This window comes from Mitsuaria sp. 7 (genome assembly GCF_001653795.1).
GTDB lineage: Bacteria > Pseudomonadota > Gammaproteobacteria > Burkholderiales > Burkholderiaceae_C > Roseateles.
Genome location: NZ_CP011514.1, coordinates 1,824,856 through 1,841,151 on the forward strand (window position 1 = coordinate 1,824,856; position 16,296 = coordinate 1,841,151).

Sequence of the window (16,296 nt, forward strand, 5' to 3'; positions counted from 1 at the left end):
AGGAAGGACACGATGCCCACCGACGACCCCGTCGCCCTGCGCGACGCGCTGAGCACGTCACAGGCGCAGATCGCCGCGCTGCAGGAAGAACTCGACGAGACCAACCGCGGCGTCCTCGCGCTGTACGCGGAGCTCGACACGCAGGCGCAGCAGCTGCGCCAGGCCACCGAACTCAAGAGCCGCTTCCTGGCCTACATGAGCCACGAGTTCCGCACGCCCATCTCCTCCATCCGCAGCCTGACGCGGCTGCTGCTGGACCGCGTCGACGGGCCGCTGACGGACGAACAGGAAAAACAGATCAGCTTCATCCAGACCACGTCGGAAGAATTTGCCGACATGGTCAACGACCTGCTCGACCTGGCCAAGGTCGAGGCCGGCCGCATCGACATCTCGCCGGCATGGTTCGAGCTGGTCGATCTCTTCGCGGCGCTGCGCGGCATGTTCAAACCGGTGCTGGTCAATCCGGACGTGCAGCTGGTCTTCGAGGAGCCGCACGACATCTCCCAGCTGTTCACCGACGACGCCAAGCTGTCGCAGATCCTGCGCAACTACATCTCCAACGCGCTGAAGTTCACCGCGCAGGGCGAGGTGCGCGTGAGCGCGGTGATGGTCCCCGGCGTCCCCGGTCCGGACGGCGCGCCTGCGGAGGGCGAGATCACCTTCTCCGTGGCCGACACCGGCATCGGCATCGCGCCGGAGTTCCACGACGCGATCTTCCAGGACTTCACGCAGATCGGCTCGCCGATCCAGAAGCGGCTGCGCGGCACGGGGCTGGGCCTGTCGCTGAGCAAGCGGCTGGCGGAACTGCTCGGCGGCCGCGTCGGGCTGACGAGCGAGCCGGGCGTGGGCTCGGTGTTCTCGGTGACGCTGCCGCTGCGCCTGCCCGGCGCGCAGGACCTCGCCAACGGTGCTGCCAATGGCACCGCAAATGGCGCTGCACCGGGAGTCGCCACGGAGGTGCCCGACGCATGAGCGAGGCGCGCTTCATCGATCGTTCGCAGCATCGCGTGCTGGTCGTCAACGACGACCCGATCGGCCGCTACACGACGGTGCGCCAGCTCAAGGTGGCCGGTTTCCCCACGGTGGAAGCGGCCACCGGCGCGGAGGCGCTGCGCATCGCGGACCAGGCCCTCTCGGCCGTGGTGCTCGACATCCATCTGCCCGACATCGACGGCTTCGAGCTGTGCCGGCGTCTGCGCGCGCAGGTCAGCACCTTCCGGCTGCCGGTGATCCATCTGACCGCCGCCTACCTGACCGACGAGGACAAGGTGCGCGGCCTGGATGCCGGCGCCGACGCCTACCTCACCCACCCGGTGGAGCCGGCGGTGCTGATCTCGACGATCCAGGCGCTGGTGCGCACGCGCACGGCCGAGGACGCGATGCGCAGCAGCGACGCGAAGTTCCGCGCCGTGTACGCGCAGGCGCCCGGCGGCCTGTGCCTGCTGAAGTCCGACGACGGCACGGTGCTGGACGCCAATCCGGCGATGCTCGCGCTGCTCGGCCTGGGCGCGGACGAAGGCGAGGCCGTCATCGGACGGCCGCTGACGGACTTCGTCGCCGACGCGGACCTGACCGCCGCGCGCGGTTTCATCCAGGCGCTGGGCAGCGACGGCGTGCACGCCGAGTTCCCGCTGCAATCGGACGACGGCGTCGGCGTGCCGGTCGAATGGACCGCCTCGGCGCCGATCGAAGCCGGCGTGTGCATGGCGATGGCCGCGGACATCTCGCAGCAGCGGCTGCTCGCGCAACAGCGCCAGGAGCTGCTCGATCGCGAGCGCAGCGCGCGCAGCGAGGCCGAGGCGCTCTCGCGGATGAAGGACGACCTGATCGCCGTGCTGTCGCACGAGCTGCGCACGCCGCTGAACGCGATCATGGGCTGGACGCACGTGCTGCAGCGGCACAGTCCGCCGGACCTGCTCGCCAAGGGCCTGGCGGCGATCGACCGCAACGTGTCGATCCAGGCGCGGATGATCACGGACATCCTCGACATGTCGCGCCTGAACATCGGCAAGCTGCCGCTGACGCGCGAGCGCGTGGAGGCCGGCGAGGTGCTGCGCGCGGCGGTGGCGGTGATCCAGCACACGCTGGACGAGAGCGGGCATCTGATCGCGCTCGATCTGCGCGACGAGTCGACGCTGCTGCTGGCCGACAGCGGCCGGCTGCAGCAGGTGATCTGGAACCTGATGGGCAACGCGGCCAAGTTCTCGCCGCGCGGCAGCGCGATCACGCTGTCGTTGCGCGCGCAGGACGCGGGCGTGGTGGTGGAGGTGCGCGACCAGGGCCAGGGCATCTCGCCCGAGTTCCTGCCGCATGTCTTCGACCGCTTCACGCAGAGCGACGCCGCGAGCAGCCGCCAACACGGCGGGCTGGGGCTGGGGCTGGCGATCGTCAAGAGCCTGATCGAGGCGCACGGCGGCTGGGTCGACGTGCGCAGCGAAGGCCGCGGGCGGGGCGCGGCGATCCGGTTCTGGCTGCCGGGCGAGGAAGCCGCGCCGACGCTGCAGGACGCGGACACCGCCTCCGGCGGGCTGAGCGCGTACGGCGCGCTGGGCGCTCCGGGTGGCGTCGCTGCTTCCGGAGCACCGGGCGATGGCGGCACCGCGGACGCGCCGCCGATCTCGCTGACCGGACTGGGCGTGCTGGTGGTCGAGGACGACATCGACGCAGGCGCGATGCTGAAGCTGATCCTCGAGGAGCGCGACCTGCGGGTGACCGTGGTCCACAGCGCGGACGAGGCGTTGCTGGCGCTCAGCGGCAACGCCTTCGACCTGCTGATCAGCGACATCGGCATGCCGGGCCGCGACGGCTACGAGCTGATCCGCGACATCCGCGCGCTGGAGGCCCCGGGTGAGCGGCTGCCGGCGATCGCGCTGACGGCGTTCTCGCGCGACCTGGACCGGCGGCAGGCGCTGCAGGCCGGCTTCGACGCGCATCTGGCCAAGCCGCTCAAGCCGCAGCTGCTGATGCGCCTGGTGGAGCAGCTTGCGGCGAACTGAGCCGGGCGGCCGCCGCATCGACGGTGACGGGACCGGTTCGGCAGATATTTCCTGAGCGCGGGTTTGTTCGCTGACGGATGTCAATTCGCTCAGCAAACCCGTTGGCGGGTGTCGCATGACAAATGAGGTCCATGCAACTACCAGGCGTTGCCGGACGCGCCAGCGGATCCGGCCGCGTGAGCGACATGCCGTTCTTCCAGAAATCCTCTCCCAACACGGGCGTCCATCCCTTCGATGACGTATCGACCGAAGAAGACGGGTTTGAAGTCATCCACGATCGGGGGCAGACGCACGAGGCCAAGTACATCAGCCTGGATGGATTCGATGTCTTCGTGGGTCTGAGCGATCGGGGCAGCCTGGATGACTGCCAACTCCAGTTCATCAATCAGATCCTTGAGCGGGCCGAGCGCACCAACACGCCGTTCTTCCCCCACTTCCCCCCGCTGAGGCTGACGGAGCGCACCCTCAGGTCCAAGGATCCCGCATTCCAGAAAATGTGTTCACGTGGCATCGAACTGCTGGGCGTGGACCCCCTCCTCGACGAAGGCGACATCGCCCTGGCCGCGCGACGCACGGCGGACGCGGCGGAGGCTTTCCTGGCCACGCCTGCTGCGCGTGATCAATTGAGGAAGTTCGGCCTCGAGATCCGGCTCCGCGCCCGGGAGGTGATGGAGGCGCGCATCCGCCGGGCGCCGCAACGCAGGGACCCGGCGATCGAGATCACCCCTCAGTCCAATGAGTTCGCCGTTGTCAATCGCGAACGCGCTCGGCTGATGGCTGAGTTCCTGGGCGTTCATCGCGCGCCGGAGGTGCCGGGCGTCGACTTCATCCTCGACGCCCATGGCAAGGTCGCCTACGCCTTCAAGCCCATGACCGCTGCGGCGGTCGAGGCGGTCTGCATGGCAAGACTGCTTGGCGAACAGCCCGAGGCGATGGGCGTGGCGCCGCAGACGTCCCCCCTGTCGACGGCGATGATCGTGACGATGCCGGAATGTCTGGAGCGCGACGCTGCCGAGGCCGGTGAGGCCGAGGAGACGCTCGGCGTGCTCATGATGCCGCCGCCGGGCTTCAATCTCTGCCTCACCCGGCCGGACGAGGGCGAGGACGTCGGTCGCCGACGGCTGGCGGACGCGTTGGCCCGCCCCTTGCGCAACGCGTCATTCGACCAGTTGGCACTGGCCGCACTGACCTGCGGCGAGCATCGCTTCCAGCTCGACGGGGTGCTTGTCGACGAGGACGGTCGCGCGTGGATGCTTGATCACCAACGCTTGTTCGCCTACGCCCCCGCGGACACCGACAGCGCTGCCGCCGGGCCGGGCCGGGCCCTCGACTGGTCCACGACGCCACGCGCGCCGGCAGACAAGCCGATGAGCCCGGAGACGCTTCGCGCCCTCGCCGAGATGGACGTGGAGAAAATGAAAAAGCGTCTCGTCGACCTGTGGAAGCCCTCCCCTCGCGAGAAACGGTTGCTGGGGAACGCCTTCGGCAAGATGAGCAAGGCGGACATCGACGCGTTGGCCCGGCAGCAGTGGCCCGGCGAGAAAGATCTGTCACGCGTGGCGCTTCGCCTTGGCGAGGTGCGGGACTGGGCTCGACACTGCGTGCGCTTGGACGAGAAGATGTCGACCACCAAGGATCCGCTCGACGTGAAGAACATGCGCGAGGTGCTGTCCGAGCAATCGTCGATCCGGTGGCTCTTGTCGACCTTCGCTCCGACGGGTGCGGGCGACGGCGCGACGGCCTGAACCGGCGCGCGTTGCCGCGCGACATACGGGGATGACGACCTCATCCCTCCCGCGCCCCGGGCGCCTCGATGCTTTCCCGCCGAACGCGCGCCCCGGGCGCGCCGAGGCGCCGTCCCCTCCGGCGCGCCAGACCTGGTCGCAGACACGCCGACGCTTGCGGCTGGCGGTGGACGATCTGCGGCGCGCGGTGATCGAACGCTGCGAGACCCATCCCGACCGCGCGCGCCTGACCGTGGCCCTGGACGATGCGGTCGCGGACCTGGAGACGCTGATCGACGGGTTCGACCGGCCGCTGATCGCGTTGCTCGATGCCGCCGAGGCCACGTCGGACCGGGTCGTCCGCGACGACGTGCTGCGCCGCGTCGGGGCCCACGTCGCCGACGGCCGGCAACGTTTCGCCAGCGACGACCTCGTCGAACTGATGGATACCAACGGCTTCATCGAACTGGGCCTGCGATCGGGGCTGGACGCGGCGCTCGCGGAGATCGCGCGGCAGCTCGGCGGGACACCGCCGGCCGGCTTCTCGCCCGAGCGCAAGCCCGTCGAGGCGAGCCCCCCTTCCTTGCCGCGTGGCAGGCGCTGACCCGATGCAGCCTCTCTTCGCCACGCTGCACCCCTCACCGCAGATCACCCGCCCCGACGATCCGTTCGCGGCCGACGGGTCTGACAGGCTTGACGGGTTCGACCTGCCGCCGGACTGCTACCACGAGGAGCCCTTCGTCGCGAACTTGCTCGCGCGTCATGCCAGCGGACGGAACCGGACGGCCCAGCAGATCCGGGACTACCGGGCCCGGACCGCCGACAGCGTCAACGGACGGGATCCGGCCGCGCAGCACTTCGATGCCGGCGTGGATTTCCTGGCGGTGGGTCCGGAATATCCGGCCTACAAGCGACGCCTCCGAACGCTCCATGTGCTGGGGGACAAGTTCCCCCGCGTCTCGTCGCCAAGCGATCCTCGAACCGCCCTGCTGTGCGACCGCCTGGGGCAGCCCCGCCTGGCCTTCCACCCTGCGACCGACGGCGGCACGGCGCTTCGCGAGTCCATGGCGAGCGCCTTCGACACCGCCCTGAGCTCGCGTTACGGACTGTCGCTCGGCATCGGCCTGCCGGTGCCCCACCCCGTTGCCCGGGGCGGCGCAGGCACCTTGAGCCTGGCGCCAGGGAGGTTCCCGGAGCCGCTCCCCGGTGCCTTCTCCACCTATCGCCAGCGTGGCGCGGAAGCGGAACCCGGCGTGCGCCAGGCCATCCGGCAGAGGCTTCAGACCGTGTCGGCCCAGGCCCTGCAGTCGACGGCCTTGAGCCGCCTCTTCACCAATCGCTGGCAGGGCGAGTGGGAGAGGCAGCTGTTCGACGCGCAGGGCCGCTGCTGGCATCTCGACGCGGGCGCGTCGTTTCCCGAAGACGACGTGCTCGGGCCCGCGCTGGACGGCATGAGCAACGACGGACGTCTCGCGCCGCTGTTCCGGGTGCCGGACGATGCCGGCGCGGCGTGGGATGCGCCGTTCGACCCTGACCTCGCCGAGAAGGTGCTCAGCATCGACACCCACGCGCTGCGTTGGCCGCTCGAGCTCGAACTGGACAGGGTGTTGAAGGCCGGCGTGCCGTCGGCGCCCGGGAATGCGCACCTCGCCGCAAAGTTGCTCAGCCGGACGGCCGTGCGTCGCTCGTTCGATGCCATCGACGCGGTGCAATCACTTCTGATGCGCAACCCGGTGATGTCCTTGCGCGAACTGCTCTCGCAGTATCCCGCCCGGATCCGTGACTGGATCGACGACGAGCCGTCCGCAGCGCTCCCCCTTCCACGCCAGCCGCCGCGCAAACCGCCGCGCACGCCGATCACGCCGCCCGCGGTCCGGCCGCAGTCGACCGCCGCCGCGCCGACCGCCGAGTTCCTGATCACCAATGCGGAACTCTCCGAACGGCTGCAAAAGGCATCCCCGTTCAGCCCGTTCAAACGGCGCGACCGGGCGCTCGCGCCGTTGCTTCGCGATGCCATCGCGCTACGCCAGATGAAGGACGGCCCCAAGCGCCTGCGTGCCGCGGGCAAGCTGCGGGACGGCGCGGTCGCGGCGATCCAGCGGATCTCGTCGAAGCTGGAGCGCGGAGGTCCCGTCGCACAGTCCGACATCGACGCCGCCAATGGGCGACTCGCCACCCTCTTCCGCCTGATCCACGACACCGAGTCGCGCCACGGTCTGCCCGCCTTGGCGGAACGGATCGAGACGCCGACCCAGCGGGGCCGCTCATGGCTCCCTTGGCGACGCGGCACGAAGAGACAGGCCTAGCCAGAAGGAGCGCCCCGGTGCCGGCTCGTAGAACCGGCCGTTGCCGTCGTTGACGATGACGCTGCCGACGTAGCGTCGGTCGGCGGCGTTGTCCACGCGTGCGATCAGCTCGGCGCGCATCGCGCCGAAGTTCCAGCCGCGACGGGCACGCAGGTTGAGCACGCCGTAGCCCGCGGCCGCCTCGCTGTTGATGTCGTTGACGGCGGTGCGCTTCACGCCGCGCCATTCCACGGCGAGTTCCCCGTCGCGCGCCGCCTCGAAGGGGCGCCACGCCAGCTCGGCGTAGGCGCTGCCGCCGTTGGTGCCCGCGATGCGATTGCCCGCGGACACCGGCACGTTGGCGGTCGGGCATGGCGTGCCAGTGCAGGTCAGGAACCCGTCGCGATACCGCGCCTTCAGCGTGCCGAGCGCCATCTGCGCGCGCCAGCGCGGCGCGAGATCCCAGGCGCCGGACAGCTCCACGCCGCTGCGCCGCGTGCGGCCGACGTTCTGGTAGCTTGAGCGCCCGCCGCTGTTGGACAGCACGCCGATCTCATCGCGCGTGGCGACATGGAATGCCGTGGCGTCGAGCTCGACAGCGCCCGCGCGCCACTTCGCGCCGAGCTCCTGCTGCAGGCTCTTCTGCGGCCGCAGCGCGGTGTTGAAACCGCCCTGCCCGTCCGCGCGATAGGCCAGCTCGTTGAGCGTCGGCGATTCGAAGCCGCGCCCGAGCGCGGCGTGCAGCAGCAGCGACGGCGCCACTTTCCACCCCAGCCCCACCGCCGGATTGGCGTAGTCGTAGCGCAGCGATCCGGAGTCGTCGCCGTTGCCCAGGAAGCGGTCGCGGGCGGACAGCGTCACCCGCCCCGCGCGTACGCCGGCGCTAGCGGACAGCGTGGTCGTCAGCGGCAGTTCCGCCTGGGCATAGGCCTCGCGCGTGACGGCCTCGTTCTCCTCGTCGCGACGCAGCGCGCCGGTCACGCCCAGCTGCTGCGACGCCCCGGTGCCGAGGAAGTTCTCATAGCCCTGGCGATCGTCCTTCTGGCGCTCGAGGTTCACGCCGGTCACCAGCGTCGCCGGTCCGAGCCGCCACAGCAGGCGCGCGTCGACGCCGTCGTAGCGCCGGCTGAAGTCGACGACACCGCCACCGCTGCCCGCCGGCGTCTGTGCGCCGACGGCGATGGATTGCCACTGTGTCACCGATCGGTGGCCGCCGTAGGCGGTGAGCACGCTGTCGGACAAGACCTGCCCCTCGTCGAAGCGGTGGCGCCAGCGCGCGCCGAGCTGCGTCTGGCTGGCGTTCTTGCGGGTGTTGAACTGTTCCGCCTGGGATGCGGTCTGGTCCGGATCCGCGGCGAACTGCGCGGCGGTCAGGCCGAGCGGATCCTGGGCGCGCTGGTCGATGTCGTTCACCAGCAGCAGCACCTGATCGCGCGCGCCGGTCCAGGCCAGGCGACCGTTGGCCAGCGTGCGACGCGCGGCGCTGTGCGGCCGCGTACCGTCGGTTTCCATCCGCGACACGCCGCCCTGCGCCTCCCATCCGTCGCCGAAGGGCGTGCCGGCGGTCAGGCGGGCCTGGCGCAATCCGGCGCTGCCGGCGTCGAGGTCCAGCTCCGCGAAGCGTTCGCGCACCGGCGCGCTCACCAGCGCGATGACCCCGCCCGAGCTGTTGCCGTAGAGCGCCGAGAACGGCCCGCGCAGCACCTCGACGCGCGCGGCGGACGCGAGGTCGAAGTGCGTGACCTGCCCCTGCCCGTCCGGCATCGTGGCCGGGATCCCGTCCGTGTAGAGCCGCAGCCCGCGCACCCCGAACGGCGCCCGCGCGCCGAAGCCGCGAGAGGACAGCTGCAGGTCCTGCGCATAGTTCTGCCGGTTGTTGGCGGTGAGGCCGGGGACGCGGCTCAATGCCTCGGACAGGTTGACCATGGGCCCCGCGCCGCGCAGCGTGTCGGCATCGATGACCGACGCCGCATACGGCGCCTCGTCCAGCCGCCGTTCCGCGACGCTGCCGGACACGACCACGGTGGGCAGCGCCTGGGCGCCCGGGGTCGGCGGCTGCTGGGCCTGGCCGAAGGCCGGCGCCCAGATCAGCCCCAGGACCGCGCCCGCGCAGGCGGTGTGTCGAATCGTCTTCATCGTCCTCCCAGGAATCCCTGTGTACCGCAGTTCGGGCCCGCTCGCCGAATGAGGCCCCGCCTCGAACAGGCCGCTCCCGGAGCAAGCGAGGTGCCAGGTGTTGTCCGACGCGACTCCGGTTTGAAGAACTGAGGGTTGTCGCAGGAAGACAAAACCTGCATGCCCCCCGCGACGATCCCGTCGGGATGGCGGCGGGCCAGGAGGAGTTCGTAGGCATGCCGAAATCCCTGAATCTCTTGAATCGCTTCGCCAGACAGTGCGCCCCTTCTGCTCCAGAGGTCCCCTCCCCCTCGCCGGGCGAACTGAAACGGCAGAACTTTCTCGGCAAGTTGTTGATGCGGCTTCCTCGCCGTTCGAGGTGTTCAGACAAGCCGGTGAACTATTCCTACCTGAAACAGTTGGACAACTCGAAAGAAGCCGAGGCTCGTGCCGGTGAGATCCGCGATCTGGCGACGCGCTACATCCGCTGGGTGGAGACCCAGCCGGACAGCAGGAAGTTGCGTGATCGCAAGTGCCGCGTCGCGGGGATGCTGATACACACGATGTACCCGAGGCCGCCGCAGCCTCCGGTCGCCGAAAGACCCGCGTCGGTCAAACCCGCCACAGGCACGACAAGCACGACAAGCACGACAAGCCGGACACAAGCGATCGGCCCCCTGCCACCGATATCGAGAGAGCCCACGCCGCAACAGCGGGCGGCGCATGTCCGAGCCCTGAGCAAGACCGATCCCGATTCGCATCCGGCCATCGGCCACAGCGAAAGGCTCGTGTTTGCCGGATCCAAGGGTGACGCGCCCTATCGACTGCAGCCGGTCATCGCGCGCGAATCGCAGAAGCTCGAGGGCGAGCGGGCACTGCACGCCGCGTTGGCCTCCACGTTGCGCGATGCCATTCTGGAGCAGACCGGATTGGATCTCTGCCTTCCCCGGGCGACCTTCGACACGCCGCTGCGTCGCAGGGACACCGCCCTGTTGATCGTCGACAACGTGGCCGGAAGGACCCCGACGGGGGACGAACGCGGTCACCAGACAGAATTGCAGCAGGCCGTCGTAGGGCAATGGCTGCTCGGCAAGCCGAATCCCCGCTGGGCCGACTTCGCGCGCGATGACGACGGTCGACTCCGGGCCAGGTCGATCTCGCCCTGTGTCGATCCGCTGATCGAGGTCTGGAGCGAGGCCGTGAACCGGGGACCGTCGGCGTTGTTCCGCACGCCCGACGGCAAGGCGGAGAGCGCCATCACCTGCAAGCCCTTGGACGACGCGATCCGATATGCCATCGCTCATCATCTGGACATGGGCAGGATCGAACGGGCGCTCTCCAAAACGTATGACAGGATGGCGGGCCATCTTCCAGGAAAGGCTTCGTCGACGCTGAGCGACAAGGAGAAGCCGCTGCTGGCTCGACTGATGGCGCCACTGCGGGCCCTGCGGCAGGCGCTGATCGATTCCTCGCGCCATCCGGGGCTGCCGCTGGAGATGCTGATGGCGGACGCCGGGGACTGTCTGCATGCGATCGACAAGAAGGAGTTCCGGCAAGCCTGACCACCTGCGGGCATCCCGCTTGCTGATCCGTCGGCTGCCGCCGCCCCGTCCGGGGCGGCCCTCGACGGAGAAGCCGATGAACAAGAAGATGCCCGCGTCCTCACGCCTGTCCCTCCCTGCGTCCCTGCGTGTCCGGCGGATCAGCCGCGTCGTCGTGGCGGTCGCCGCGCTGGCCGGCCTCGCCGGTGGCGCGCGCGTCGTGCTGGCGCTCGAGGCGCAACCCGCGACCCCGCCCGGCTACGGCCCCAACCCCGCGCTGCCCGAGCCGCAGAAGTCCCTCGTGCCGACGATCAACGTCGCCAAGGCGGTGGGCTGGCCCGCGGGCGCCAGGCCGCAGGCGGCGGCCGGGCTGGCGGTCACGCGATTCGCCGACAAGCTCGACCATCCGCGCTGGGTCTACGTGCTGCCCAACGGCGACGTGCTGATCGCCGAGACCAACGCGCCCGTGCGCCCCGACGACGGCAAGGGTCCGAAGGCCTGGATCACCAAGCAGTTCCAGAAGAAGGCCGGCGCCACGCCCAAGAGCGCCAACCGCATCACCCTGCTGCGCGACACCGACGGCGACGGCGTCGCGGACCAGCGCTTCGCGTTCGCGGAGGGCCTGAACTCGCCGTTCGGCATGGCGCTGGTCGGCAACACCTTCTACGTGGCCAACACCGACGCCGTCGTGCGCTTCCCCTACACGACCGGCCAGACCCGGCTCGCCGGCAAGCCGACGAAGGTCGCCGACCTGCCCGGCGGCACCATCAACCATCACTGGACCAAGAGCCTGATCGCCAACGCCGAAGGGACCAAGCTCTACGCGGGCATCGGCTCCAACAGCAACGTGGCCGAGAACGGCATCGAGAACGAACAGCGCCGCGCCGCGATCCTGGAGATCGACCTGCAGAGCGGCTCGACGCGCGTGTTCGCGTCCGGACTGCGCAACCCGGTCGGTCTGGCCTGGGAGCCCACGAGCAAGGCGCTGTGGGTCGCGGTGAACGAGCGCGACGAGCTCGGCGACGACCTGGTCCCCGACTACATCACCTCGGTGCAGGACGGCGGCTTCTACGGCTGGCCGTACAGCTGGTACGGCCAGCACGTCGACGAACGCGTCAAGCCGCAGCGGCCCGAACTCGTCGAGAAGGCGATCGTCCCCGACTTCGCCGTCGGGGCGCACACGGCCTCGCTGGGGCTCGCGTCCTCGGACGGCAACCAGCTGACGCAGGACTTCGCCCATGGCATGTTCATCGGCCAGCACGGCTCGTGGAATCGCAAGGTCCCGGCCGGCTACAAGGTCGTGTTCGTGCCCTTCGTCGGCGCCAAGCCCAGCGGGCTGCCGATCGACGTGGTGACCGGTTTCCTCGATGCCCAGGGGCAGGCGATGGGCCGTCCCGTCGGCGTCGCGCTCGACCGCCAGGGCGCGCTGCTGGTGGCGGACGACGTCGGCAACGTGATCTGGCGCGTCACCGCGGCAGGCGCCGCGGGGCCGAAGGCCGCGTTCCCCGCCGCGGCAGGCGCGGCCAGCACGCCCGCATCGCGCTGACCGGACCGGCGGACGCCGCGTCGCACGCATTGGACGCAACAGCCGATTCGGCCGACGCGGCCGACGCGGCGAACCCCGGGTGGTTGTCGTCGGACACAGTCGCACTTGCCCCGCGACAACCCGTCGGGTTGGCGGCAGGCAAGTCCGCTTGCCTCCGATGCGTCTGACTCAACTCTTCCGCGCTCGTTCCGACGAAGCCTCACTCGCGTCGTCGATGGATCCCGCCGCTCCCGCGGCCCTCGACGACAGGCAGCAAGGTTTCGTCGATCGCCTGCGATCTCGCATGAGGTCCCTGGCGCCGCAGCCGGTCCGCGATTTCTGTACGGTCAACAAGCCTCGGATCTTCCGGCACAAGGCGTACGACTTCTCCAAGGTCGACGCGTTGCATCGGCGTTGGGTGCGGCTCGGACGCCCGGCTCACGGGGACGCCGCTGAACGGTTCGAAAGTCAGGCGAACGGATTCCGGTTCGACAACGACAGGGTGCCCCAGACGCCCAAGCTGGCGCAGGATCGAGCACGCGTGCGCGAGATGTCGGCGGAGCTCAGCAGCGTGCGTTACCAGCAGCACGCGCGCGGTGTGGTTCCGCCCCCTCGCACCGGCTTGCTGGCGCAACTCGCGGCATGTTTTCCCTGGTTCCGCCGGTGGTCTGACAAGCGGCGCAAGGAGGAAGCGGTGCGGAATCACTACTGCCCGCCTCGAGCCAAACACCGCACTTGATATGGCAACATAGTTCCATATTCGCCTGATATGGCACCTTATTTCCAATTCCCTTGACCAGCGATCAGCAATAAAGTACCTTTTCAGGACGAATTGGAACTTTATTGCCATGCTCACGCTTCCCGAGATCTCCGGACTCCTCCGCGACACCGCCCGCCGCAACGGGCTGACCCAGGCGCGCCTGGCCGACACTTCGGGCATTTCCGCTCGCACGCTCACGCATGTGCTCAGCGGTCAGGAGGATTTCCGCGTCTCCACCCTGATGGCCGTGGCGCACCAACTGGGCCTGGAACTGGTGTTGGTGCCCAAGGCCGCTGCCAGGGCGGTCGCCGCGGGAGAAGCCCTGGGCCCGCCGGTAAGGTCCGTGGTCACCGAGGCGCTGGACGCCTTGCACGCGCGGCAGGATGCCCGCGCGGATGACAAGGGGCGCCCATGAACGTGAAGGTGCTGGCCATCCATCTCGGCACGCTGCGACTCGGCGTGCTGTTCCAGTACGCCTTGAACGACGACACGGTCATCAACCGCTTCGTGGCCGACGAGGACCTCGCCGACCGTGCCGGGGCCGACGCGCCGACGCTGTCGCTGTCCATGCGCGCGGCCACGCCCGAGGCGCAGGCCGAGCTGTGGCGCAACATCCGCTCGATCAGCTTCAACGGTCGCCACTCCACGGCGGCCGGCTGGATGCTGCCGACCTTCTTCCAGAACCTGCTGCCCGAAGGTGTGTTCCGCCATCACGTCGCGGAACTCCGCGACTGCGCGCCCGACGACCACTTCGAGATGCTCGCGGCCTGCGGCAAGGATCTGCCCGGCAACGTCCATGCGCTGCCGATCGAGCTGACCCGGGAGGAACTCGCGCGCTACGTCACGCAGGGACAGGATGCGCTGGAAATGTCGGTCACGGCGGATCCGCTCGAAGAAGGCGTGTCGCTCTCGGGTGTGCAGCCCAAGCTCGGCGTCATCCGCGACGGCGAGCGCTATGTCGGCCGGACCAGGGACCACGACACCCACATCATCGCGAAGCTGCCGGTCGTGGGCCAGCCGCTGCTGCCCGAAGTCGAGGAACTGAGCCTGCGCCTGGCGCGCGCGGCCGGGGTGGACACCTGCGAGGCGGTCCTGGAGCCGCTGGAGCGGCTCGGTCTGCAACACGGCTACGAACTCGGCGACGCGACGGCGCAGACGAACTTCCTGGCGGTGACGCGCTTCGACCGTTCGCCGGCGGGACGCATCCATGTCGAGGACTTCGCGCAGATCCTCGGCCGCGCGCCGGAGGACAAGTACGGCCGCGGGTCGGACGGCCTGCGGATCAGCTACCTCGACATCGCCGCGGTGCTGCTGGCCGAGCCGTCGATGGGCGAGCCCGCGGTGCACGAACTGCTGCGGCGCATCGTCGTCAACGAGATGATCGGCAACGCCGACATGCATCTGAAGAACATCGGCGTGCGCTACCTCGACGGTGTCACCCCGACGCTCTCACCCGCGTATGACGTGGTGGCCTATGCCGTGTTCCATCGCCTGCGCGGCCATGCCCTTCACATCGTGCCGCCGAAGTTCCTGCCTCGGCGCGCGGCCGCGTCGGACGACAGCGAGGCGCCGCTGCTGCGGCAGTCCATGTCGCCCGCGCTGCTGCAGGTCTTCTGCGATCGCCTCAAGATCCCCGTCAAGTCGGCGGACACGGCGATCGCGCGTTGCGTGAAGGCGGCTTTCGCCACCTGGCCCGCGATGATCGAAGCGTCAGCCTTGACCCCGCAGCAGAAGGGGCGGTTGCAGGTGCAGTTCGCGGCGCATCCGCTGGTGGTGTCGCTGACCCGGCGCGCGGAACGCGCAGCAGCCCGAGCGGCCGAACGCGCCGCAGATACCGCCCCGCCCGGCGCCTTGGAAGGCGTGGAGCGCGAAGTGGTGCCGACGCTCACGCGTCCTGCTGGCGCTCGTACTCCCGGCTCTCCAGGCTGAGCTCGTCGCGCCACTGGCGGTCGAGTTCATCGCGGCGGCGGCGCAGCGCGCTGGACAGTCCGCGCCAGTCCACCGACGAGGCATGCGTCAGCCGCGGCAGGATGCCCTGCTCCACGTCCTGCGCGTGATGCGTGACGTAGCGGCCCAGCACGCCGACCAGGGGCGCGAACTGCGTGTCGTCCGAGCGCATGCGCCGCAGCTGCGACATCAGGATGCGCACGACCAGGTGCTCGATCTCCGCCTCGTTGATCAGCCGACGTTCGATGGCGCCGATCTCCGGGCACTTGCGGACCGCGGGATAGAACAGCTCTTCCTCCAGCGTCGCATGCACCGTCAGCAGCGCGCAGGTGCGGCGCACCAGCGCCTCGCAGGATTCATGGTCCCCGATCGCCCACAGCCGGTCGAACTGGTGGAAGGCGTGCTGCGCGCGCTGGTGGTCGTCGACCAGCAGCGCCACGACCTCGTCGCGCGCCATCAGGTCCGCGCGGAAGTCGGTCTGCGGCAGGACATGCGTCCTCATGCGGGTTCCCCTTGTTCGACGTGCTCATCGATACGCCGTGCCGCCTCCTGATCGAGCTGCTGGCGCGCCGGCGCGGCATGGTCGTCGTGATAACGCTTAGGTCCGTCCGGATGCACGCCCGGATCGTCCGGATGCTCGTGCGGCGCCTGATCGGGTCCGGGTGCGGGCGGCTCCGCCGGGCGCGCCTCGTCCGGGCGCCGCGGTGGATCGGGCGTCGGGGACGCCGTCACCGCCGGGGGCCGGGGCGATTCGAGAGCCGTGTCGTTCATGGGCGGGTCTCCTTGGGGAATCGATGGGCGAGGGACCGGGTGCTGCAGGTGTCTTGCAGGTTTCTGGCAAATGCGGTGCCGCCCCGGATGTGGGGAGGCGCCGCTCCTGCGGGTCACCCTGCGAGCGACGTGCCCCTCTGAGTGGGTCCGGGGTTGCGTGTACGCACGCACGGCCTTCTGCAGTGCTTGCCGACAGAACTCCCGGTCACCGGCTTACAGAACCCCGATGTCATCGGGCGCGCCGCTTGCAATGGCCCGCGTGACAACAAGGAACGACATGCACCAGTTGCCCCTGCCCTTCGAAGCCCACACGGTGCCGCCCAGCCCGCCGCATCCGAACGAGGTCCCCTTCGTGCCGCCGCCGCCGCACGGCCCGACGCCCCAGCCCGGCGACGATCCGCCCGGGGTCATCGATCCGCCGATTCCCGGCGAGAACCCGGTGCCCGTGCGCGAACCGCCCTACATGCCGCCGCCGACGGCCGTGAACTGAGCCTGTTCCGGGCCGGAAAAGCCCGTCCCTGCCCCTTGTGAAGAGGCAGCCGCATGGCCCGGCGGGCGTATGCCGTCCGCTTCCTGCCTGGGCGGCACGGCGATTGCCATCCACAGGGGCTTGTTTCCCTCTGTCACAGGAG

14 protein-coding genes are annotated in these 16,296 nt (G+C 69.7%); 11 read left to right on the plus strand and 3 right to left on the minus strand.

Annotation, left to right across the window (positions count from 1 at the left end; genetic code table 11):
- Nucleotides 1–12: 12 nt before the first annotated feature.
- The 5 genes from ABE85_RS08115 to ABE85_RS08135 all read left to right on the plus strand — a co-directional run bounded on the left by ABE85_RS08115 (nt 13) and on the right by ABE85_RS08135 (nt 7,026).
- The gene (locus tag ABE85_RS08115) at nt 13–972 is read left to right on the plus strand and encodes a HAMP domain-containing sensor histidine kinase (protein ID WP_067282172.1); all 960 of its coding nucleotides are present in this window, start codon (nt 13–15) and stop codon (nt 970–972) included.
- On the plus strand, nt 969–2,996 hold the full coding sequence (locus ABE85_RS08120) for a response regulator (RefSeq protein ID WP_067272404.1): 2,028 nt from the start codon (nt 969–971) through the stop codon (nt 2,994–2,996). Before ABE85_RS08115 ends, ABE85_RS08120 begins: the two co-directional genes overlap by 4 nt.
- A 176-nt stretch (nt 2,997–3,172) precedes the next feature.
- The gene (locus tag ABE85_RS08125; protein WP_067272407.1) at nt 3,173–4,741 is read left to right on the plus strand and encodes a hypothetical protein; all 1,569 of its coding nucleotides are present in this window, start codon (nt 3,173–3,175) and stop codon (nt 4,739–4,741) included.
- Between the two features lie 31 nt (nt 4,742–4,772).
- Nucleotides 4,773–5,324, plus strand: a complete 552-nt coding sequence (locus tag ABE85_RS08130; protein ID WP_157522075.1) for a hypothetical protein — start codon at nt 4,773–4,775, stop codon at nt 5,322–5,324.
- 4 nt (nt 5,325–5,328) lie between these two features.
- Nucleotides 5,329–7,026, plus strand: a complete 1,698-nt coding sequence (locus tag ABE85_RS08135; protein WP_067272415.1) for a hypothetical protein — start codon at nt 5,329–5,331, stop codon at nt 7,024–7,026.
- Here the strand turns inward: ABE85_RS08135 and ABE85_RS08140 are convergent.
- On the minus strand, nt 6,985–9,141 hold the full coding sequence (locus ABE85_RS08140; protein WP_067272417.1) for a TonB-dependent receptor: 2,157 nt from the start codon (nt 9,139–9,141) through the stop codon (nt 6,985–6,987). The genes ABE85_RS08135 and ABE85_RS08140 overlap by 42 nt on opposite strands.
- Before the next feature lie 215 nt (nt 9,142–9,356).
- Between ABE85_RS08140 and ABE85_RS27430 the strand changes: the two genes are divergently transcribed.
- From ABE85_RS27430 to ABE85_RS08165, 5 genes are all read left to right on the plus strand, one after another.
- The gene (locus tag ABE85_RS27430) at nt 9,357–10,682 is read left to right on the plus strand and encodes a hypothetical protein (protein ID WP_157522077.1); all 1,326 of its coding nucleotides are present in this window, start codon (nt 9,357–9,359) and stop codon (nt 10,680–10,682) included.
- Nucleotides 10,683–10,758: 76 nt separating this feature from the next.
- Nucleotides 10,759–12,207 carry a sorbosone dehydrogenase family protein gene (locus ABE85_RS08150; RefSeq protein ID WP_231993257.1) on the plus strand — a complete coding sequence of 483 codons (1,449 nt, stop codon included), beginning with the start codon at nt 10,759–10,761 and terminating at the stop codon, nt 12,205–12,207.
- Nucleotides 12,208–12,421: 214 nt separating this feature from the next.
- Nucleotides 12,422–12,925: a hypothetical protein gene (locus ABE85_RS08155; protein WP_067272420.1), complete on the plus strand. Its 504-nt coding sequence runs from the start codon at nt 12,422–12,424 to the stop codon at nt 12,923–12,925.
- 109 nt (nt 12,926–13,034) lie between these two features.
- Nucleotides 13,035–13,361: a helix-turn-helix domain-containing protein gene (locus tag ABE85_RS08160; RefSeq protein ID WP_067272422.1), complete on the plus strand. Its 327-nt coding sequence runs from the start codon at nt 13,035–13,037 to the stop codon at nt 13,359–13,361.
- Nucleotides 13,358–14,875, plus strand: a complete 1,518-nt coding sequence (locus tag ABE85_RS08165) for a type II toxin-antitoxin system HipA family toxin (protein ID WP_067272424.1) — start codon at nt 13,358–13,360, stop codon at nt 14,873–14,875. The genes ABE85_RS08160 and ABE85_RS08165 overlap by 4 nt, the downstream gene beginning before the upstream one ends.
- Here the strand turns inward: ABE85_RS08165 and ABE85_RS08170 are convergent.
- Nucleotides 14,832–15,395 carry a hemerythrin domain-containing protein gene (locus tag ABE85_RS08170; RefSeq protein ID WP_067272427.1) on the minus strand — a complete coding sequence of 188 codons (564 nt, stop codon included), beginning with the start codon at nt 15,393–15,395 and terminating at the stop codon, nt 14,832–14,834. The two genes, ABE85_RS08165 and ABE85_RS08170, sit on opposite strands and share 44 nt — an antisense overlap.
- Entirely contained in the window at nt 15,392–15,664 is a 273-nt protein-coding gene (locus tag ABE85_RS08175) for a hypothetical protein (protein ID WP_067272431.1), read from the minus strand. Before ABE85_RS08175 ends, ABE85_RS08170 begins: the two co-directional genes overlap by 4 nt.
- 277 nt (nt 15,665–15,941) lie before the next feature.
- On the opposite strand from ABE85_RS08175, the gene ABE85_RS08180 reads away from it, so the two are divergent.
- A complete protein-coding gene (locus ABE85_RS08180; protein ID WP_067272434.1) occupies nt 15,942–16,154 on the plus strand; it encodes a hypothetical protein in 213 nt (70 codons plus the stop codon).
- The last annotated feature ends 142 nt before the right edge of the window (nt 16,155–16,296 follow it).